The following is a 20,644-nucleotide window of genomic DNA, read 5'->3' on the forward strand; positions in this document are numbered from 1 at the left end:
CGCTGCTCATATATTATAATATCTTACTCTAATTTCCCTTGTACCCAAAGGCTTTTGAGAGCTCTTCTTTCATTTTTATTACTTCAGCTGCCAGTTCCTCAATCCTCTCATCGCTCATCCTGATTATAGGCGCGGATATGCTAAATGCATTTTCAGCTTTTCCCTTGTAGTTCTTTATGCAGGCCGCTATGCACCTAACCCCAATCTCATTTTCTTCATTGTCAAGAGCGTAGCCTTTTTGTCTTATGTCGTTTAGCTCTTTTACGAACTCCTCAAAATCAACTATCGTCTTTGGTGTGAGTTTTTCGATCTTGCTGTCATCCCATATTTTTTTTACTTCCAAGTCATCGAGCTCGGCGAGCATGGCCTTTCCTACGGCCGTGCAATATAGAGGCTTTCCAACACCTATCCTCGATACCATCCTAACAGAGCTCACCTGTGATTCAACCTTGTCTATATATACCATATCCGTTCCTTCCCGTTGAACAAGATGAACAGTTTCACCACTGGCTTGAACAAGATCCTGCAGGTACGGTTTCGCAACCGATACTATATCCACTTTGTCTAAAAGAGCCTCTCCCAAACCAAGTATCTTGAATGTCAGTCTGTATTTATCCGAATCTATTTCCTTTTTAACGTAATCCATGGCTATTAAAGATGCTAAAAGCCTGTGAACCGTGCTTTTATTAAGCTCCAGGCTCTTTGAAAGCTCTGTAACCCCCATTGGCCCTGCCTGGGCTAAAAGCTCCAGTACTGAAAATATCCTTCCCGCCGATTGAACGGGGTTTTTTTCGCTCATGATTTTCCTCCAGTCCAGCATTTTCTTTCCGATGCAAAATATTTATCATATAGAAGTATACACTTTGGAGCTTGATTCCACAATACAAAACGCAATTATATGTCTCTTTTCAATAAAAAAACCGTCTGATTTTACTCAAACGGCTTAAATGTCTATTACCTTTGAACTCTTCCCGACGCATCTCCACCGGCAAGTTTCTTGACTTCATCAACACCAACCTGGTTGAAGTCACCTTCTATAGTGTGCTTTAAGCAGCTGGCCGCTGTTGCATACTCTATGATGTCTTGTGGCTCATAGCCCATCATCGTAGAATAGATAAGCCCTGCACCAAAGCTATCCCCTCCGCCTACTCTGTCTACGATATGCATTTTATAGCCTTTGCTGAAGTAGTATTCTTTTCCGTCATACATCATTGCAGCCCAGTTGTTGTCGCTTGCTGATATTGATCCTCTCAACGTGATGGCTACCTTGCTGAATCCAAACCTGTCAGATAGCTGCTTGGCAACATCCTTGTATCCTTCGTGATCTACTTTTCCCGCAGTGATATCTGTGTTTGCAGCTTTGATTCCAAATACATCGCTTGCATCTTCTTCATTTGCTATGCACACGTCCACGTATTTGCAAAGCTCTCCCATTACTTCCCCCGCCTTTTGCTTAGACCACAGCTTGTTTCTGTAGTTAAGGTCACAGCTTATGGTAATGTTTCTTTCTTTTGCAGCCTTGCATGCCTCCATGCAGATTTCTGCTACGTTGTCTCCCAACGCAGGTGTGATGCCTGTAAAGTGGAACCATTCTACGCCTTCAAAGATTTCGTCCCAGTTAAAGTCTTCTTTTGTCGCAGTGGCAATTGAAGAGCCCGCTCTGTCATAAACTACTTTTGAAGGTCTTTGGCTTGCGCCTTTTTCAAGGAAGTAGATGCCGACACGGTCTCCACCTCTTGTTATCGATTTTGTATCTACACCATATCTTCTTAGCGAGTTCACTGCCGCCTGTCCTATTTCGTGCTTAGGTAGCTTTGTTACAAAGCTTGCATCTATTCCGTAGTTTGCAAGAGATACTGCAACATTTGCTTCTCCTCCACCGTATGTAGCTCCAAATGTTTCAGCCTGGATAAATCTATAGTATCCTTCCGGAGCAAGTCTCAGCATAATTTCGCCAAAAGTAACTGCTTTTTTCATTAAAAATTCCTCCTATATATAATTTTAATATTTTTTTATTTCTTTTGTACCAAGTGAAGGGCAAAGCCTCCAAAATCGTCCTTCATATATACTGCAACAAGATTGCCTTTTCCGTCTAGTTTTGCTGTATCCATGTCAAATTCAAAACCGTTTGACTCCAGGTATGCTACCGCTCTATCAATGTAGTTTGTCTTTATCGCAATATGTCCTTTTTCTCCAAGGTAAGGCTTTTTCATCACTTCAATATAATCTGCCGCAAAAACAGAGCTGTTTCCAGCTTTCTTTTCAAATCCGAATAAAAGCTCAAATTTAGATGCTATTCTTTCCGCTTCAGCTTCGTCGCTACCGTTTATTCCTATGTGCCCAAGCTCAAAACCAAGCATCTCATTTACAGCTTTTCTTGTTATAGTCTTGATCTCGTCGAATTTACCTGCATTTATTAAATCGGCGCTTACCATCCAGCTTCCGCCACAAGCAACGATTTTAGGGAAATCCAGGTAGCTCTTAAGGTTCTTCTCGTTCACTCCGCCAGTTGGCATAAACTTAACGTTAACATAAGCCGCCGCCATAGCCTTTATCATCGCCAAGCCGCCAGCCGCTTCAGCCGGGAAAAACTTGACTACATCTAGTCCCAATGAAAGAGCCTGCTCTACGTTGCTTGGGTTTGCGCATCCCGGTACTACGAGGATGTTCTTTTCTATGCAGTACTTGACTATCTCAGGGTTTAATCCCGGGCTTACAATAAATGTAGCTCCTGCTTCGATGGCATCGTCAACCTGCTCTTTTGTAAGCACTGTCCCCGCGCCTATAAGCATCTGGGGATAAGCATCTGACATTGCTTTTATGGAATCCTTGGCTGCTGCTGTACGGAAAGTAACTTCTGCACATGGCAGTCCACCTTCGATTAATGCCTTTGCCAAAGGTAGGGCATCTTCCACTCTGTCAAGCTTGACTACGGGCACTATCCCGATTTGTTGTATTTTTTTTAGCACTTCGTTCATAAATTCGACCTCCATTATCGTTTCACATTGCAAAACACCGTTTCTTATTTCTCTGTATCCATTATAAAACCTTGCTTTCAAGAAGTCAATCATAAAAGATTTTATTTTGGTGCCCGAAATTAAGATAGCACTTTTTGCAAGTTTTAAAGCAACAATAACATATCATGCCGGCAGCGACTTTGATAACATGAAACCAAGAAACATTGCAGCCACCTAATTCTCAAAAGGAGGAAAAAATTTGATAGAAAATTTTATGTTAAAAAACGATACAGCCGTCAGGCTATATGACAAATATGCCAAAAACGCGCCTGTATACGATTACCATTGCCACCTTTCGGCCAAGGAGATATACGAAGATTCACCCTTCGAAAATATATCCTCCATCTGGCTGGATCATGACCATTACAAGTGGAGAGCCATGCGCTTTGCCGGAGTTTCTGAAGACCTTGTTACCGGCGACTCTGACCCACTGGATAAATTCAACGCTTGGGCCAAAGTATGCGGCAGGCTAATAGGAAGTCCCCTATATCACTGGGCCAACATGGAGCTTGAAGCCTACTTTGGAATTGAAGACATATTAAATGAGGACAACAGCACCGAAATATACAATTACTGCAACAAGGTAATAAAAAGCGAGTCCCTCTCACCGGTTAAAATGATAGAAGCATCAAACGTCAAGCTTATATGTACTACCGACGATCCCATAGATGGTTTGGAGTATCATAAAAAGCTTGCTAAAAAAGGCCTGTCCTTCAAAGTCCTTCCCACTTTCAGACCGGACAAGGTTTTTAAACTAGCGGACTCAGGATATAAGGACTATATATCAGGCCTTGAGAAAGCTGCTGGGATGAAAATTGATTCATTCGCTTCTTTAAAAGACGCTCTTAAAAACAGGGTGGATTACTTTGCAGAAGCTGGCTGCCTTCTTTCCGATCACTCTTTGGAAAGCCTGGCATCTACTACACAAACAGACGCTGAAGTGGATGGTATATTTAAAAAAGCTGTCTCGGGAGAAACGATATCTGCAGAGGAAGGGGAGAAGTTCAAAAACCAGACTCTAATCTTCTTGTCAAATGCATACAGCCAAAAAAACTGGGTCATGCAGATACACATTGGGGCTCTAAGAAACAACAATGAAAAAATGCTAGAAAAAACTGGTCCTGACAGCGGTTTTGACGTCATGAACGATTTTCCGGTGGCTCTTCCACTCTCAGACATGCTAAAGAGCTTTAACAGATTTGGTGCGATGCCAAAGATCGTATTATACACTTTAAACGACAAGGACAACCTGGTTTTAAGCACTCTGCCCCACTGTTTTTCTGAAGAAGGCACCCCGGGAAAAATCCAGTTTGGTGCACCATGGTGGTTCAATGACCACAAGGACGGATTCTACAAGCACTTTGCCTCCCTTGGAAACCAGGGCATGCTTGCAGACTTTATCGGAATGCTTACTGATTCACGAAGCTTTTTGTCCTATGTAAGACACGACTATTTTAGAAGGATCCTCTGCGACTTCATCGGCACTCTCGTTGAAGAAGGGGAATTTGAAGACAATGATAAGATCTTGGGACAGATAGTAGAAGGAATTTGCTATAAAAATATTAAAAATTATTTAGGAGTTGAGTAAAAATGAAACTTTCATTCAGATGGTACGGGTACGATGACCCGGTAAAAATCGAGTATATCAGACAGATCCCAACGATGGATTCAATCGTTACAGCAATCTACGACGTTCCGGTAGGTGAAATCTGGCCGGTGGACAACATTAAAAAGCTTCAAAAAACTGTAGCAGAAAACGGACTTAACTTTGACGTTATAGAAAGCGTTCCTGTTCACGAGGATATAAAGCTGGGTCTTCCGACAAGAGATAAATACATTGAAAACTACAAGGAAAACATCAGAAACCTTGGCAAATCAGGGGTTAAGGTAATTTGCTACAACTTCATGCCTGTATTCGACTGGACAAGGACAGAGCTTAACAAGGTTCTAGAAGACGGTTCTACAGCCCTTGTTTACTACAAAGAGCACGTAGAAAAGATGGATCCCTTGACAGGAGAGCTCTCTCTTCCGGGATGGGATTCAAGCTACACAAAAGAAAGCCTTGCTGAAATTTTTGCCCAGTATGACAAAATCGACGAGGAAGATCTTTGGAACAATCTTGAGTATTTCCTAAAGGAGATCATACCGGTTGCCGAAGAATCCGGAGTCAAGATGGCAATCCACCCTGACGATCCACCATACCCGATTTTTGGACTTCCCAGAATCATAACAAACGAGAAGAACCTAGACAGATTCTTAAAGCTTTACGACAGCGAGTATAACGGACTTACATTCTGTACAGGTTCCTTAGGCAGCGGATCTTTCAACAACATCCCTGAGATGATTGGAAAATACGCAGCAATGAAAAGGATACACTTTATGCACGTAAGAAACGTTAAGCTTCTTGACGATGGAGTAAGCTTTGAAGAGAGCGCTCACCCATCAAGATACGGTTCCCTTGACATCGTAGAGATAATAAGACAGCTTTACGTAAACGGATTTGACGGCTACATCAGACCTGACCACGGAAGGATGATCTGGGGAGAAACAGGAAGACCTGGATACGGGCTATACGACAGAGCCCTCGGCGCTACTTACATCGCCGGGATTTGGGAAACTTTAGAAAAAACATATAAGGAGTGCAAATAATATGAAGTTACCTATAAACGTTAATCTAAAAGACAAAGTATGCGTCGTAACAGGCGGCGGCGGAGTGCTTGGGGGGCAGTGGGCATCAGCACTTAGCGCTTCTGGCGCCAAAGTAGCCGTCCTTGACAGAGATCTCGAGCTTGCGCAAAAGAAAGCTGACGAGTTAAACGCCGACGGGGGAACAGCAATAGGCGTACAGGCAGATGTCCTTAAGAAAGAAAGCCTTAAGGCAGCTCACGAAGAAGTCCTTTCAAAGCTTGGAAAGTGCGACCTTCTTCTAAACGGAGCAGGTGGAAACCACCCAAAAGGAACGACCACGAAAGAGTATCTCTATGAAGAAGATCTTGCTGAAGAAAACAAAGACCTTATCACCTTCTTCGACCTTGACGAAGCCGGCATTAGATTTGTGTTTGATCTTAACTTCTTGGGAACTCTGCTTCCATGCCAGGAATTTGCAAAAGACATGATTGGAAGAAAAGGCTGCTCCATAATCAACGTTTCATCTATGAACGCCTTTACTCCACTGACAAAGATACCCGCATATTCGGGAGCAAAGGCAGCCATATCCAACTTCACACAGTGGCTCGCAGTTCATATGTCCAAGGTAGGCATAAGGGTTAATGCCATAGCTCCAGGGTTTTTCGTTACAGCTCAAAACCAGGCGCTTCTTTACAACGAAGACGGCACCCCTACTCCAAGGACAGACAAAATCCTTGGCGCTACTCCAATGGATCGTTTCGGAGAGCCGGAAGAACTTTTAGGAGCACTATTGTTCTTGGCATCTGAAGAGGCATCCGGCTTTGTCAACGGCGTCGTCCTGCCGGTAGACGGAGGATTTTCAGCCTACTCGGGAGTGTAAGGAGGTGCGGGCATGAAAACCGCGATATCTGATTTTATTAAAAGCAAAGACTTCTTGGTATGCGTAGATTCTGACGGATGTGCGATAGATACCATGGACATAAAGCATCAAGCATGCTTTGGTCCTGCCGTGATAGATGTCTGGCCTAAGATTGAGGAAATAAGAATAGAATTCTTGGATCTGTGGAACCATATAAACCTATATTCCCAAACAAGGGGAATCAACCGGTTCAAGGGCCTCGTGATGTCCTTTGAAGCCTTGCAGGCTAAAGGCTATGAAGTTGAAGATTTTTCTTCAATAAAAAGTTGGGTGGAAGGGGCAAAGTCCCTTTCCAACCCGGCATTAAAAGAAGAAATCCATAAGACTGAAGACCCTCAGCTTAAAAAGGCTCTTAAATGGAGCAACAGGGTAAACGAGCTTATAGACTCACTAGGGGATGTTGACAGACCTTTTGAAAATGTTAAGGAAGGGCTAGCCTCTGCACATGAATATGCTGACATAGCAATCGTGTCTTCCGCTAATACCAATGCGGTTGCTCACGAATGGTCAAAGCACGATTTAAACCGGTTCGTAGAAGTCCTCTGCGGTCAGGAAGCTGGTAGCAAGTCCTATTGCATCAGCGCATTAAAAGAGTCTGGAAAATACCCCACAGAAAAAGTCTTGATGATTGGTGATGCACCAGGGGATCTACAGGCAGCAAAAGACAACGGCGTTTTCTTCTATCCCATAATCCCGGGGAAGGAATCCGAATCCTGGATAAGGTTTAAGGAAGAAGCCCTGGAAGCCTTTGTTTCCGGAAAGTACAAAGGGGATTATCAAGAAATGCTAATTAAAGAGTATGAAGACTCCCTTAAATAACAACAGCCCCTAAAAACATTCCAAGATATGCTTTTAGGGGCTATCATTTTTATTATTGTACATATTATCTTTAAACTGTTTTGGTGTCATCCCATATTCATTCTTAAATGCCTTTAAGAAATTTGAATAATCTCCAAATCCACACTTTAAGTATATTTCTGATACTGGCTCGCTGTTTAAAATATATTCTTTAGCCTTTATCAATCTCTTCTTTTTTATATATTGGTATACTGAAACATTTGTATACTTTTTGAACTCTCTTGAAAGGTGATATTTGCTTAGAAAAAATTTTTCAGCAAGCATGTCCATGGTCAGCTCATCCGTAAGATTTTCATTTATAAATGAGATCATTTCATCAATCAATGCGCTTTTTTGCGCCTCAGTGCTGCTTTTAAGGTCTTCTACAAAAACGATATTCATGATATTAATCATCAACTCTGTCACATATGCTTTTTTAAGAAGATCTAATCCCAACCTATTGTACTTGCCTAAGTCTATTAGCTTTTGAAAAATACCTGTCACTGCTTTTTCATCATGAAACCCCAAACTGACAACGCTTTTTCTTTTATCATCTTCAAATATGTCCGTTAATGCAGTTTCTCGAGATGACAGCTCTTGCAGATAATTTTTGTTTATCCACAAGACCAGCCTCTCATATCCACTTTCTTTTTCATTAATTCGAGCTTGATGAAGCTCTGTTGTGTTTATCAGAACAATATCTCCAGGACTAAGCTGATGTATCTTTCCTTCGATGTAGTACTCTACTTCACCTGAAATCAAGTAATAAATTTCATAGAAGTCATGATGATGAAGCGTTACGCTTCTTATGGTCTTGTCTAGGTAATGATAGATCTCAAAATCGTTGCCTAGCATTTCCTGTCTTTTCATGTGAGTTCTCATTGAGTTTTTTCTCATCACTAGTCCCTCCAGAGAGTTCTAATTTTTTGAGCTCATTTATCAATGGTTTTAAATAATTTTATATGCTATTTTACTATAATCTTTCCCTTCAAATATAATTTGACTTCAAATTCACCTGCTCAAAAGTTTAAAACCTCTATTTTATAGACGAGCGTTTAAAGCCTTGTTTCCCATCTGTCACAAAATACCGTTTCACTCGCAATACCATTAAAATCTGATAACCCACACATTTTTTCGATAGCTGCTCTAATATTTTCTCTATTACTACCATAGGCATTAATGAATGTTCGCACCTGCGGAATGTCAATTAAATGATTCGTATAATTCAAGCTAATACCTATAGTTGGTATTTCAGATACATACCATGGTATTTCAACGCTATGATGGCAACTCCATCGTAGACGCACATTATTTTCTTGAGCATAGCCCTTAACGTTTATAACTATAAGAGCCAAATCATATAATTCTTTAAACTCTTTTCTAGTGGAACGTGAGTCCATCATTATTCCCATATTTTTAGGAGAGGGACCATTTTCAACTTCTAAATCATAAAAATTTGGAGCTTTATGAACTAAAAATCCTTGAGATTCTAATTCTTCTTCAACTACATCTTTAACAGGATCACCCTCATAAGCTTTGCTGTTGGGTGTTGACTGTACATAAACTAAGTAAATATTTTTCTTGTCTTTAGGATTTATTGGGATAAACTTTGCTGTATCTTTAACCAATGTAGTGCATTTATCTGCTGCTAATCTTCTAAAATTTTCATGCTCACGGCATGATACCCATCTATCTTTTAAATCAGGACTTGGAAACACTACCGATTTATCCATCAAGTTTAATTTCGCCTTTAAACCAATAATTCTTATCACAGCATCCTCTAATCTATCATGTGATATAATTCCTTCTTGAATTCCGTTCTTGATAAACTCTATATCTTCTTCAATATCATTTGCAAACAGTATCATATCACAGCCTGAAGCAATTGCTAAGGGTAGTGCCTCTTCGCGACTTTTCGCTGCAGAAAAGCCTATCATATGTGTTGCGTCTGTAATAATTAAACCATTAAAATTCATCTTATCTCTTAATAAACCTTGTAATAATTCAGGGGCTAACGTGGCTGGCATAATTTCACTATCTTTTATATCGGGTCTTAGTTTTTTACTCATTTCCGGAAAAGCAATATGCCCAACCATAATTGATTCAATTCCATCATCAATCATCGACTGGTATGCTTTTCCAAACGATTCTTCCCACTGATCAACATCTAAATCGTTAACTCCCAATACAAGATGTTGATCTAATTCCTCAACACCATCCCCTGGAAAATGTTTTGCGCAGCAAGCCATGTTTGGATTTGCATCTTTAACGCCTTTAATATAAGCTTTTGCATTCTTTATCACTGTTTCTGCATTGTCCCCAAAACATCTAGTATTGACAATAGTATTACGCCAATTCATATAGATATCTACGACTGGATTGAATAGCCAGTTGCATCCTATACTAGTAGCTTCCCGACCGGAAACCAATCCCATATGATACGCAGTTTCATTTGATTCATTAGCTGCAGCCTGTGCCGCTGTTGCAACAAATGTTCCCTCAGTTGGCAAACACCCCACCCCTCCATCATCACAGTTGCCTGCAATTAGTAAAGGTATCTGTGAGTGTTTTTGAAATGTCATGTTCTGCTTATAGACTTCTTCTTTATTGCCACCTTGCCAACGCAATCCACCTTGATGGTATTTATTAAGCTGTTCTGATATCTTTTCTTCATCGATGCCTTGATTGGGCTTAAGTAATACAAATAACTGCCCAATCTTTTCTTCTAGTGTCATATTGTTTATTGTTTCGTTCACCCATTCAATTTGCCTCTCATTTAAATTGAATGGCGTTTTATTTAGTACCACCATAAACTAGCCCTCCACTATTAAATCATTCATTAGTTGCTTTTTCTTTTCTTTTACTTGCTTAATTCGCTTTAATTCTGCTTTTCGTCTCTTAGGAAGATCTTTATTGGCAAGAAACACCAAAAATCCAATGAAGGCTATCATATTTATCGCACTGGTAAGTGCTCCAGATAATCTTAGCGCAGTTAATCCGATAGAGAAAAACTTCAACGATAAAGTCCCTAGAATTATTCCAATGGCTACATTTGACTTACGAGCAAGATAAAGACCCACAAACATTGGAAAAGCCATCGATATGACAGTTCCATTACTGCTCATTCCTAATACAGGAGTTAACGACCCTGTAAATGCAGCACTAAATATGCCCGCAATTGCTACAAGACCACCGCCTATTGTATAGCAAATCACAACATGTTTAAATACATTAATCCCTGAAGCGATTGCAATTTTCTGTGAGCCTTTTACTGCTTGCATATCGTAACGAAATTTGCTATACGTAAATAACGCAAATATCAATATTGTGACAATGCTTAATACTAATATTGTAAAAGTAGGATCAACGAGAATCTGAACATCAGAAACTCCAAACAAACGCAACCCTTGTCCCGACGATCCTGCAAATGCAATGCTTTCGTATATAAGAGCCATACCGATACCTAAAATGACGGGTGGCACTCTAAATGTAATAAAAACAATGCCTACTAGAAAACCAGAGAAAAGGCCAAATAACATAGCCACTACCAGTATGCCAATGCCACCAAACCCTAGGCTTATGGCTATATTGCCACCAATAATGGTGGCAATTAGCCTTTGAGCACCTAGCGACAGGTCAAACCTGCCACTACCCAGATTCAATGACAAAGCAAATGCAATCATTACAGAAATACCCGTGTCTCTTACAAGATTTCTAATGTCTAGTGTTGATGTAATTAGATGCCTTCCCATCAACATGTACACCAGTCCTTCCATGATTAAATAAGTCATCATGGGAAATGCTAATACTTTAAGAGCATTCTTTAATGTATTGCTCAGTTTTGTTTTTGCTTCCATTGTGTATCTCTCCTAAGAATAATTATTTTTCTAATAAACCCCTTCTTGTCAGTAGGTCCTCTGACGAAAATGCATCTACTACTTCTCTAATATCCTCATAAGTCAAATCCGAATTATGTGATTTTGTTAAGTTTTTAATCTCTTCCGATGTATAGCTGTATGTCTCTGATGAAGTGTCAAGCAAAGCTAATTGATTATATTCCTCAGGACTATTAGCAACCAATGCTCCTGGACCAAACCTAGCAGCTTTGCCTTCAGGTTTTATAACATCTGAATTTCCTGTCAAACCGTTGTACAGCATCATCACTCCAAATGCATCTTGAGCAGTCATAGAATACAAAACAGCTCCTTCTAGCGTTGGGTTGCCTGTAGAATCCAATGTCTCAAAAGCAGTTTTTGTGCCCTCTCCAAAATTTGCATTAGACAATACTACTATATTTTTGTTAAGAGCGCGTTCAACCTCATCAATGGCAGTTGCAAATGTAGTAGTCGTGTTGTAGACTGACATCATCGTGTCATATTCACCAGTTTGAAGAATTCCTGACAACCCTGCCACATATCCATCCATATTCGGGAAACCTGGAACAACTGTAATTTTTATTTCTGAACCAGTTGAAATCTCAGTTGTAGATGATAAAGTTGTTAATTCATCAATGTCCATTTCATAAGTCAAGCCGTAAATCTCTTGCAGCTGTTTAAGCATTGACGAAGTCGCTTCCATATGAGATGTTACTCCCATAGCTGCGCCACCTGTTACAACTATAAAATTACGTTTTTCATTAGGGTCAATGTTGTTTGATAAAAGTTCTGCGTATGCATCTCCAACTTTTGATATATCTACCCCACTAATTCCCATGAAATAAGGCAATGAAGCAACTTCATCTGGGTATCTAGAAGTTTGTATTGCTAAATATAAACCTAATTCATCGCACTTCGAAGCGTATTGTTCGATTGCATCCGTAAAAGTACTTAGCACAGCATCAGCTCCGGATGCATATGCGTTCTCTATGAAGGTCATCAGCTGGTCCGGTTCAACAATTTCTTCAGAAAAAATAAATTCCAATCCCAACGCTGGTCCAAGTTCATCCGCTAGATAATTTGCTCTCATTTGGGTCGTTTCGTCTATACCGTGCCAAACTACAGCAATTGTATACGTTTGACTTGAATCCCCATCAATCTCATCACTGGAGCTAGCACACCCCGTAAAGACCGAAACAAGTAACACTGTAGCCAAAAATAATGCAGTAAATCTTTTTTTCATTTTTTTTCCCCCTTAATTTAAATTTCTCCTGATGGTAACATTTCAGGTCTTTTTTGACCGGCAAAAATCAATGTCAGAAAGAAAATCCCTCTGACTAATTGCAATATTGTAGGGCTAACACCTAACATAAGCAGGCCATTATTCAGTAAAGTAACAGTAATTGCCCCCAATACTCCCGCATACACAAAAGACCTACTTCCTCCAAAAACAGACATCCCTCCTAACACAATCGCCAATACCACATCCATGTTTAAACTCGATGCCGTGCTTGCATTGATGCTACCGGTTCGCAATATAATCATCATTGAAGCCAATCCAACTCCTATGCCAGTAATCGTGAATGCTAAGAATAAATACTTATTCATAAACAAACCGCTTTGCTCAGCACAATACTTATTGGCCCCAATGAATTTAATCGCTCTTCCTATACTCGTTAAATGGAATAGCACTAGGCATAATATGAAAAATATTCCAAAAGCTATATAAGTAAAATTTACTCTTGTCATCATTGATGTAATCGAATAAGGTATTGAAATTGTTCCCGCACCTAGTATTGTTTGTTTTATTGCATCTAGCAACACCATCATAACTATAGATACAAACATCACGCTAACTCTTAGCATCGTGCTAAGAATTGACATAAGCATCATTATAACAACCCCCATGGCAATTCCTGATAAAATCATTAAAGGAATTGATTGGGTACTCAGATACACCATTACTGCAATTGTCGCTACCAGGGATGTCGAGGCACCCATGGCAATATTTACATTCCCTGTTCCAAATATAAATACCGCACCAGTAGCAATAGTAGCTGTGATCATGGCTTGATTTATAATTAACATAAGATTTCTTGGCTCGCTAAATTTTCCATTTGTCATGATAGTAAACACTACACTTATTGCTATCAAAATTAAAACCGGCAAAACTCTTGCAAATAAAGGACTTTCTTTAATTGATAAAAATGATCTTCTCACATGTATACCTCCTCATACCATGGATTCAATTAATTTATGTTCATTTAAACCTTCGGATCTTAAAGTCTCCGATGCTATCTCACCATTTCTTATGATAATGACCCGATCGCTCATTCCAATGAGTTCTTGCAATTCTTCACTAATTAAAATAATCGATTTACCTGCTTTTTTCATTTCATATATTAATTTATACATCGCTGCCTTCACACCGATATCTACTCCTCTGGTGGGACAATCCATGATGAGAATCTCAGAATCTGCAGCAATCCACTTCCCAAATACAATTTTTTGTTTATTCCCTCCTGAAAGAGTGTTAGTTAGATGGTCTGGTGATGCACATTTGATTGATAAGTCTTTTATTTGCTTATTCACATAATCGCTCTCTTTACGATATGATATAATCGGTCCAAATACTCGATTAAGCTTATAACCTACACTTGCAATGTTTTCCTTGACTGTCGCATTGAGACCTAGTGACTCTTGATCACGATTCTTAGACATGTAACCTATCTTATTTTCTATAGCGTCCTTGGTCGACTTAATGGCAGTGCCATTCCCTGTATACACTTTGCCATCAAGAATTTTTTCTGCTCCAAACAAGGCTTTGCCAAGCGTATGCATCCCACAGTTTGACAAACCACCAATCCCTAACACTTCACCTTTGTGAAGTTCTATGCTAAATCCAAGCAAGTCATGTAAAGTTGTTATGAAATCAGCTCTTAATACTACTTCGTCAGAATAGCCATCCAAATCCGCATGATAATAGTCACCATAAAGCTCTCGGCCTACCATCATTTTTTTTATTATATTTCCATCGTAATCTTTTTTTTCTAATGCCCCAACGTATACACCATCTCGAAGAACAATGAGTTGATCGCAGTGTTCCATCATTTCTTCCAAATCATGACTTATAAATAGTACCGTGCCACCATTTTGTGATAATTCTCTAATAAGCCTATATAGAAGTGTTCTCCCGGTGTGAGACAAAGCCGTTGTCGTTTCATCAACGATAAATATGTCTGGTTTCCAGTACATCGCTTTTGCTATTTCTACCAGCTTTCTATCTTGCATATCCAATTTCCCTACATAAGTTCTTGCATCAAAACTATCTATTCCCAATGAATCCAGTAGCTTCTGTGCCTCAGTAAATAGTTTTTTTCTCTCAATAAAGAGCCCTTTGGCGAAAACGTTTTCTTGTCCAAGAAAAATATTTTCTGCAACAGTTACATTGCCTATCGTGCCCATTTCTTGGACAATCATTGCCACACCCAGCCTCTGCGCTTCTAAAACACTCTTGGGTTGCCAGCGTTTCCCCTTTAAGTAAACTTCGCCACTTGTTGAGCTCTGCATACCAGCTACGATTGATGCTAGAGTCGATTTTCCACTTCCATTTTCTCCAACTAAACCACACACAATTCCTTTTCCTACAGAAAATGAGACCTTATTCAATGCCGTTGTAATACCAAATTGCTTGCAAAGATCTTTTATTTCCAAATGTGGAGCAGTTCCTTTATCAAGCTTACTATTATTCATTGTCTTTATCATCCTCCATAAAATCTTAAAAATCTATCTATTATTATATCTACTCCCGTAATCGTATGATATAATAAAACTCATATAATTAGTAATTTTGTACTCAATTTTTAGTATTTAACCCTTTAGACACTAAATCATATTATTTTCATTTTCATAATCACTAATATTGGAGGTTCCCATGGAAAATAGCTTGGAGGTTGCAAAACATATTATTACCGCATTACTAGAGGTGAACTTTTACATATTCCCATCAAAAGGTGCTGGTGTTTTAGACTCTATTTCGAAACTTTTGATAGTGCCCAGTCCATTTTTCAAATCTCCAAATCGATTTGATAGCTTCATTTCCATTTCGAAAGATAAAACCATCTACCATTTCAAAGACAGCTTTGATATATCCTACTGCTTTGTCTCTTTGGATGAGTGGTACTTGTTTTTAGGACCATATAAAACAGCAGACAAGTCAAGATATGATTTCGCTTCTTTAATGAATGTAGCTAAACTATCCAAAAGCCATATAGATGATTTGATAAAACATTATAAAACCTTACCTAAAATCGAGAAGTCTACTGTAGTGCATACTATTCAAGCCTTGTTCAAAGCTTTATATCCTAAAGATGAAATCCCCTATCAGGTTGACATCTCCATTGATCTGGAAGAATACAATTTAGCTGTAGATATAGAGCGTGAAAATAAGAATCCTGAATATGTACAGCTAACTCATAACTTTGAGGGCCAGTTTATGGAAAATATTTCACAGGGCAATTCAGCTGCGGCAAAGCAACTCATCCGAATTATCTCAAAACGTGCTGCAGTCAATGACTCAAATTCCAATAACCACCTGTTTCAAGTTCAACAAGGGCACGCAATAGCTCGTACATTAATACGAATTGCAGCAAAGAGTCAAGGAGTATCATCGGTGGCCCTTGATTCCATAACTAGTGCCGATAGACTAGCTTCTATTAATATTAACTCAAAGGAAGAACTTGACAAAATACTCTTTCAAACAATAGACAACGTTTGTACGCTTGTATTAAAGTATCGTTCAGAAGAATATTCTCCAATAATTAAGAATACACTTGAATATATATTGTCAAATCTAAAACAAAGTCTTTCTGTTAAAGTGATCGCTAATGTAATCGGCGTATCACCCAATTATCTTTCAGGTTTATTTAAATCAGAATTAGATTTAACTTTAACTGAATTTATAAGAAACCGACGATTAGAAAGCGCAATAAATTTATTGAATTTTACAAACATGCCAATTAAGATCATATCTTCTGCTGTGGGAATTTATGACTACAATTATTTCACTAAGGTCTTTAAAAAAAAATATGGCGTCACACCGACTGAATATCGCAAGAATCCTAAATACCTATAAATCAGACTAAAAATGAAATAAAGCTTTTAACTCCCTCAAAACTCCATGTCAATAATAGAGTCCCCTGTATTTCTAATTTTCAGTTTTCATCTGAAGTCCTCGGTAGCACCCGGCTTATAGATTATGAAGACTCCCTTAAATAACAACAGCCCCGTTCTTTGAAATTTAAAGAACGGGGCTGTTTGTTATTGTCAGTCCAATTTGAACCAGTCTTCATAACCCATCTTGATCAGGTTGTCTCTTGACGTCTTCAGGCAGTCAAAGGGATCTTTTCCGTACTGGTCATCTTGTTCGATGAGGAAATACTTGCTGCCGCTTTCAAGTCCAGCCTGGATTATCCCTGGCATATCCAAATTTCCTTCTCCTACTTCTGCAAATTCTACCACACCTGTAAATTTAGCCATAAACTCCTTCATATCAAACCCTTTTGAAAAGTCGATTTCAAGCTTGCCTATCCTGTAGTCTTTTAAATGTAGAAGGGTCACTCTTCCATCGAAGCTTTTTATGACCTCTACAGGATCCATTCCACCTCTTTGGATCCAGTGAACGTCAAGTTCAAATCCTAGATATTCAGTATTGTTCTTTATTATTTCTAGGAGAGTCTCCCCTTCGTATCTTTCAAACTCCACGTGGTGGTTGTGGTAATAAAGCTTGATTCCATGCTCCGCAAGCTTTTTGCCATAACCATCGGCTATCTTTACAAATTCCAGAGCCTTTTCACGGCTTCCCATGAGCGTCATAGGAAGCATCCCTATCCTTAAGAAGCTGCAGCCTAAGGTCTTGCAATCAGAAACTATCTTGTCAAAATCCGTAGACAAATACTCCCCAGGCATTCCAGGAAACATCGGCTCTATAGACGCAGATAAGGCTGCAATCTTTATGTCAAATTCCTGGCAGGATTTTTTTAGATTCTCAACGTTTTCGGGCGTCATGGGTATCTGGCTTACTTCGACGCAATGATATCCCATGCTGCTTAGTTTTTCCATTACGTTTCGTACGCCCATCTCCTCGACTTTTTCCTTGAGCATCATCATTTGAACGCCTATCAATCCTTTATTCATGTAAGTTCCTCCAATTTTATCTCTTTGTTTTCACTTGAAGATCGCTTAATAGCTTCTATAAGCTTCATGGCATCTATGCCTTCTTCTATTTTTATGTAGTCATCACTATCTTCTTCGATTGCTTTGTAAAACTTATTTATCAGCTTTTTATGGCTGGCACCGTAGTAGAATTTCGATCCCGGCAGCTTTGTGTTTTCAGCTAACAAATCCAGCTTATCATTGTCTGTCCTATAAAGCCTATCTCCCTTTATGGTAAATCTTGCCTTTTCAAACAAAACTTCGATTTCGATGCTTGAATTTTCTATGTTTGCATTGGTTGAAAAAAACATCCCACTCGCACCGTTTTTAAATTTTATATTAGCTACTGCCGTATCTTCAACTTCAACTCTATAGTCTAAAAGACTCGATACGCTACCCTTAACCCACTCAATCTCGCCGCCGATCAGCTGCATGATGTCAAGGGTATGTATCCCTTGGTTGATCATGACTCCCCCTCCGGCAGTTTCGAGTTTGCCTCGCCAAGGCTTTTCATCAAAGTAGGATTTTGGCCTGTGCCATGCCACCAGTCCTTTGATTCCTTTTATCTCTCCGTAGTTTTTAGAACGTGCGATTTCCATTAGCTTTTCGGTGGTTTCGTTCACACGATTTTGAAGGCATATCCCTAGTTTTGCTTGGCTATTATTGGCAGCCTCAAGTATATCTTTGCAATCATCGATATTAAGCCCCAGGGGCTTTTCCATGAAGACGTTAAGGCCTTTTTCTACGCAGTAAACAGATACAGGCACATGCAAGTGATGAGGAAGACAGATATGTACGCAGTCTAGCTCTTCCTTTTCCATCATTTCCTTGTAGTCGGTGTAAAATGCAGCTTCTTTAAATACCGCCTTCTTGCTTTCATCTATATCGCATGCGGCGATTATTTTGACATTTTTGGTTTTGTTAAGAGCTTCAATGTGTATTGGAGCTATATCTCCCATACCGATAATCCCTGTCCTAATCATATTTATTCTCCTCGCTTAAAGAGCAGCGCTACCCTCTGGTTGGAAACTTGCCCTCTTCTTCGATCCTCTTGTTAAGCTCGTCTAAATAGAGCTCTTGATCTACCGGGATTTCAACTTCCTTGCCTAGCCAACCTGATAGAAGTATGGCATTTGCAAGCTCCACTCCTTTGATTCCTTCGCTTCCCGGTGCTAAAAGAGGCGTTCCATGGACAATCGCTTTTGCAAAGTCTTCCATTACAGTTACATGTTGAACTCCCCAGCCATCGGTATTTTCTATCACTTCTTCATCAAAGAGCTTGCCTTCTCCTCTTCCTTGCACAAGCATAGCTACATCCATCATGCTCATGGTTTCATTCATTTCTTTTTCACTTTTAGTGAGTCTATAAATCGTGGCTTTCTTGCTGTCTTCAACCACTATCTTTCCATTGTCGAAATCTATTTCAAATCGGTCGGTTCCAATCGGGTCATGGGTGCATGTTACAAATGTTCCTGTAGCACAGTTTCCGTAGTCCACAACAGCAGTAACGTCATTTTCTACCCCAATATCTCTGTGGCTTCCATACTTTACGTTGGCATAAACCTTTTTAGGCATACCGCAGATCCACTGCCAAAGGTCAAGCTGATGAGGTGCCTGATTTACTAAGACTCCTCCGCCTTCTCCGCCCCAAGTGGCTCTCCAGCTGCTTTGATCATAATAAGTCTGGGGTCTCCACCAGCTGTTTATGATCCAGTTGGTTCTTCTTATCTCTCCAAGCTCTTTGCTGTCTACTATTTCTTTTATCTTTTGATAGAGTTTATTTGTCCTCTGATTAAACATTATCCCAAAGACAAGATCCGGCTTTGTGTCAGCATAATCATTCATCTCTTTTACTTGCTTTGTGTATACTCCAGCCGGCTTTTCTCCAAGAACATGGATTCCCTTGCTTAGAGCATAAATAGCCATTTCCGTGTGCAGATAATGGGGTACAGTCGTAATAATTGCATCTATTTTGCCGCTTTCGATCATCTCCTTGTAATCACCATAAAATGCTACTTCAGGGAATTCTTTTGCACACTTTTTTTCGACTTCTGAGTCTATGTCGCATAACGCTCCCAACTCCATATGCTCAGGCTTCTCGGCAATTATGCCTCCAAATCCCGGCTTTCCTGTCAAAAACGCCGCATACGCACCACCTTGAGCACCTATTCCGATTAAACCTACTCTAACTTTTTTCATTTTAAAATCTCCTCAAATATATTATTTGCGTCTAGACGCAATCGCGTTTCTATCTGATCATCATAGAATATCATTTAGTATCCCTATGAGGGTATCGTGTTGAAGCTTGAAGCCTTCATAATTTGTCATATCGCTTTTTGCTTTTATCACCTCTTGAGCATCCTTTATTTCAAGGTCTTTAAGAGAATCAAACAAAACCAGATGAGGCTCCAATGTCAAAAAACCCTTGTAGCCGCTATTTATAAACTCTGCCAAAAGCTCTGGGATTTTCCCATCCCCAGTTCCACAGAGCACGTTTTCGCTGTCTGTATAAACTGCATCTTTGATGTGAATGTAGTCTATATATTCTCTTAACATATCGTAACATTTTTTTGTATCTTCGCCGCACTGGACAAAGTTCGCAAAATCAAATATACCTCTAAATGCCGAAGAGTTGACTTCGTCAAATAGAGCTTTGCACCTTGCCGACGTATCTCCGAATATATCCTTTTCATTTTCGTGAAGCAGTACAACCTGGTGTTTTTCTGCAATTTTAGCAAACTCTTTTATTTTTCTTATTACTGTTTCTCTGTACTTATTAGGATCTTCCCCTTCAGGAATATAGAAGCTAAATACTCTGATGTAGCTGCAGCCTAGCTCTTTACATGCCTTGCACAAAGTCTCAAGGACCTTTTTTTGCTTTTCAAATCCTTCTTCATCCGACACTTCCACTTTACCAATTGGAGATCCTATGGATGAAACTTTAATACCTGCTTTTTTAAGTCTTGGAAGGATGGATTCTTTTATTCCCTCCAAGGTATGCTCTCCGATATTTTTTCCGTCCACTCCCCTTAATGAGATATACTCCATGCCTATTTGTGCGACGCTTTTAAGCTGTTCGTCAAAATCGTTTGATATCTCATCAGAAAAGCCCGAAATCATTAACTCTTTATGCACTACACTCTTCCTTTCTTAAC

18 protein-coding genes are annotated in these 20,644 nt (G+C 39.6%); 5 read left to right on the forward strand and 13 right to left on the reverse strand.

Going from position 1 to position 20,644, the window contains the following annotated elements:
* Positions 1 to 28 precede the first annotated feature (28 nt).
* The 3 genes from BUB93_RS05700 to BUB93_RS05710 all read right to left on the reverse strand — a co-directional run bounded on the left by BUB93_RS05700 (position 29) and on the right by BUB93_RS05710 (position 2,978).
* Positions 29 to 799: an IclR family transcriptional regulator gene (locus BUB93_RS05700; RefSeq protein WP_073270127.1), complete on the reverse strand. Its 771-nt coding sequence runs from the start codon at positions 797 to 799 to the stop codon at positions 29 to 31.
* A gap of 155 nt (positions 800 to 954) precedes the next feature.
* Positions 955 to 1,977 carry a sugar kinase gene (locus tag BUB93_RS05705; RefSeq protein WP_073270128.1) on the reverse strand — a complete coding sequence of 341 codons (1,023 nt, stop codon included), beginning with the start codon at positions 1,975 to 1,977 and terminating at the stop codon, positions 955 to 957.
* A gap of 35 nt (positions 1,978 to 2,012) precedes the next feature.
* A complete protein-coding gene (locus tag BUB93_RS05710; protein WP_073270129.1) occupies positions 2,013 to 2,978 on the reverse strand; it encodes a bifunctional 4-hydroxy-2-oxoglutarate aldolase/2-dehydro-3-deoxy-phosphogluconate aldolase in 966 nt (321 codons plus the stop codon).
* Between the two features lie 238 nt (positions 2,979 to 3,216).
* On the opposite strand from BUB93_RS05710, the gene uxaC reads away from it, so the two are divergent.
* Genes uxaC through BUB93_RS05730 form a run of 4 tightly spaced genes read left to right on the forward strand, consistent with a single transcriptional unit; the run spans position 3,217 to position 7,383 of the window.
* On the forward strand, positions 3,217 to 4,605 hold the full coding sequence (gene uxaC / locus BUB93_RS05715) for a glucuronate isomerase (RefSeq protein WP_278278375.1): 1,389 nt from the start codon (positions 3,217 to 3,219) through the stop codon (positions 4,603 to 4,605).
* A gap of 2 nt (positions 4,606 to 4,607) precedes the next feature.
* Positions 4,608 to 5,666 carry a mannonate dehydratase gene (gene uxuA / locus BUB93_RS05720; protein WP_073270130.1) on the forward strand — a complete coding sequence of 353 codons (1,059 nt, stop codon included), beginning with the start codon at positions 4,608 to 4,610 and terminating at the stop codon, positions 5,664 to 5,666.
* Position 5,667: 1 nt separating this feature from the next.
* A complete protein-coding gene (locus BUB93_RS05725) occupies positions 5,668 to 6,525 on the forward strand; it encodes an SDR family oxidoreductase (RefSeq protein WP_073270131.1) in 858 nt (285 codons plus the stop codon).
* A gap of 12 nt (positions 6,526 to 6,537) precedes the next feature.
* Positions 6,538 to 7,383 (forward strand): HAD family hydrolase, encoded by an 846-nt coding sequence (locus BUB93_RS05730; RefSeq protein WP_073270132.1) that lies wholly within the window; start codon positions 6,538 to 6,540, stop codon positions 7,381 to 7,383.
* A gap of 33 nt (positions 7,384 to 7,416) precedes the next feature.
* Here BUB93_RS05730 and BUB93_RS05735 read toward each other — a convergent pair whose 3' ends face one another.
* The 6 genes from BUB93_RS05735 to BUB93_RS05760 form a co-directional block, all read right to left on the reverse strand.
* Positions 7,417 to 8,298, reverse strand: coding sequence for an AraC family transcriptional regulator (locus tag BUB93_RS05735; RefSeq protein ID WP_242945385.1), 882 nt, complete (start codon positions 8,296 to 8,298; stop codon positions 7,417 to 7,419).
* Positions 8,299 to 8,456: 158 nt separating this feature from the next.
* Positions 8,457 to 10,211, reverse strand: coding sequence for a glycoside hydrolase family 3 protein (locus BUB93_RS05740; RefSeq protein WP_073270133.1), 1,755 nt, complete (start codon positions 10,209 to 10,211; stop codon positions 8,457 to 8,459).
* 3 nt (positions 10,212 to 10,214) lie between these two features.
* The gene (locus BUB93_RS05745) at positions 10,215 to 11,258 is read right to left on the reverse strand and encodes an ABC transporter permease subunit (protein ID WP_073270134.1); all 1,044 of its coding nucleotides are present in this window, start codon (positions 11,256 to 11,258) and stop codon (positions 10,215 to 10,217) included.
* Positions 11,259 to 11,280: 22 nt separating this feature from the next.
* Positions 11,281 to 12,519: a type 1 periplasmic-binding domain-containing protein gene (locus BUB93_RS05750; RefSeq protein ID WP_073270135.1), complete on the reverse strand. Its 1,239-nt coding sequence runs from the start codon at positions 12,517 to 12,519 to the stop codon at positions 11,281 to 11,283.
* Between the two features lie 17 nt (positions 12,520 to 12,536).
* Positions 12,537 to 13,496: an ABC transporter permease gene (locus BUB93_RS05755; RefSeq protein ID WP_084117018.1), complete on the reverse strand. Its 960-nt coding sequence runs from the start codon at positions 13,494 to 13,496 to the stop codon at positions 12,537 to 12,539.
* Between the two features lie 12 nt (positions 13,497 to 13,508).
* Positions 13,509 to 15,041 (reverse strand): sugar ABC transporter ATP-binding protein, encoded by a 1,533-nt coding sequence (locus tag BUB93_RS05760; RefSeq protein ID WP_242945386.1) that lies wholly within the window; start codon positions 15,039 to 15,041, stop codon positions 13,509 to 13,511.
* Positions 15,042 to 15,210: 169 nt separating this feature from the next.
* Between BUB93_RS05760 and BUB93_RS05765 the strand changes: the two genes are divergently transcribed.
* The gene (locus tag BUB93_RS05765; protein WP_073270138.1) at positions 15,211 to 16,410 is read left to right on the forward strand and encodes a helix-turn-helix domain-containing protein; all 1,200 of its coding nucleotides are present in this window, start codon (positions 15,211 to 15,213) and stop codon (positions 16,408 to 16,410) included.
* A 191-nt stretch (positions 16,411 to 16,601) separates the two neighbouring features.
* Here the strand turns inward: BUB93_RS05765 and BUB93_RS05770 are convergent, their stop codons facing one another.
* From BUB93_RS05770 to BUB93_RS05785, 4 genes are read right to left on the reverse strand one after another with little or no spacing between them, the layout of a single operon-like run.
* On the reverse strand, positions 16,602 to 17,471 hold the full coding sequence (locus tag BUB93_RS05770) for a sugar phosphate isomerase/epimerase family protein (protein ID WP_073270139.1): 870 nt from the start codon (positions 17,469 to 17,471) through the stop codon (positions 16,602 to 16,604).
* Positions 17,468 to 18,472: a Gfo/Idh/MocA family protein gene (locus BUB93_RS05775; RefSeq protein ID WP_073270140.1), complete on the reverse strand. Its 1,005-nt coding sequence runs from the start codon at positions 18,470 to 18,472 to the stop codon at positions 17,468 to 17,470. Before BUB93_RS05775 ends, BUB93_RS05770 begins: the two co-directional genes overlap by 4 nt.
* A 28-nt stretch (positions 18,473 to 18,500) precedes the next feature.
* Positions 18,501 to 19,688 (reverse strand): Gfo/Idh/MocA family protein, encoded by a 1,188-nt coding sequence (locus BUB93_RS05780; RefSeq protein WP_073270141.1) that lies wholly within the window; start codon positions 19,686 to 19,688, stop codon positions 18,501 to 18,503.
* Positions 19,689 to 19,748: 60 nt separating this feature from the next.
* Positions 19,749 to 20,624, reverse strand: coding sequence for a sugar phosphate isomerase/epimerase family protein (locus tag BUB93_RS05785; protein WP_242945389.1), 876 nt, complete (start codon positions 20,622 to 20,624; stop codon positions 19,749 to 19,751).
* Positions 20,625 to 20,644: the final 20 nt, after the last annotated feature.

It is taken from the genome of Alkalibacter saccharofermentans DSM 14828 (assembly GCF_900128885.1).
GTDB lineage: Bacteria > Bacillota > Clostridia > Eubacteriales > Alkalibacteraceae > Alkalibacter > Alkalibacter saccharofermentans.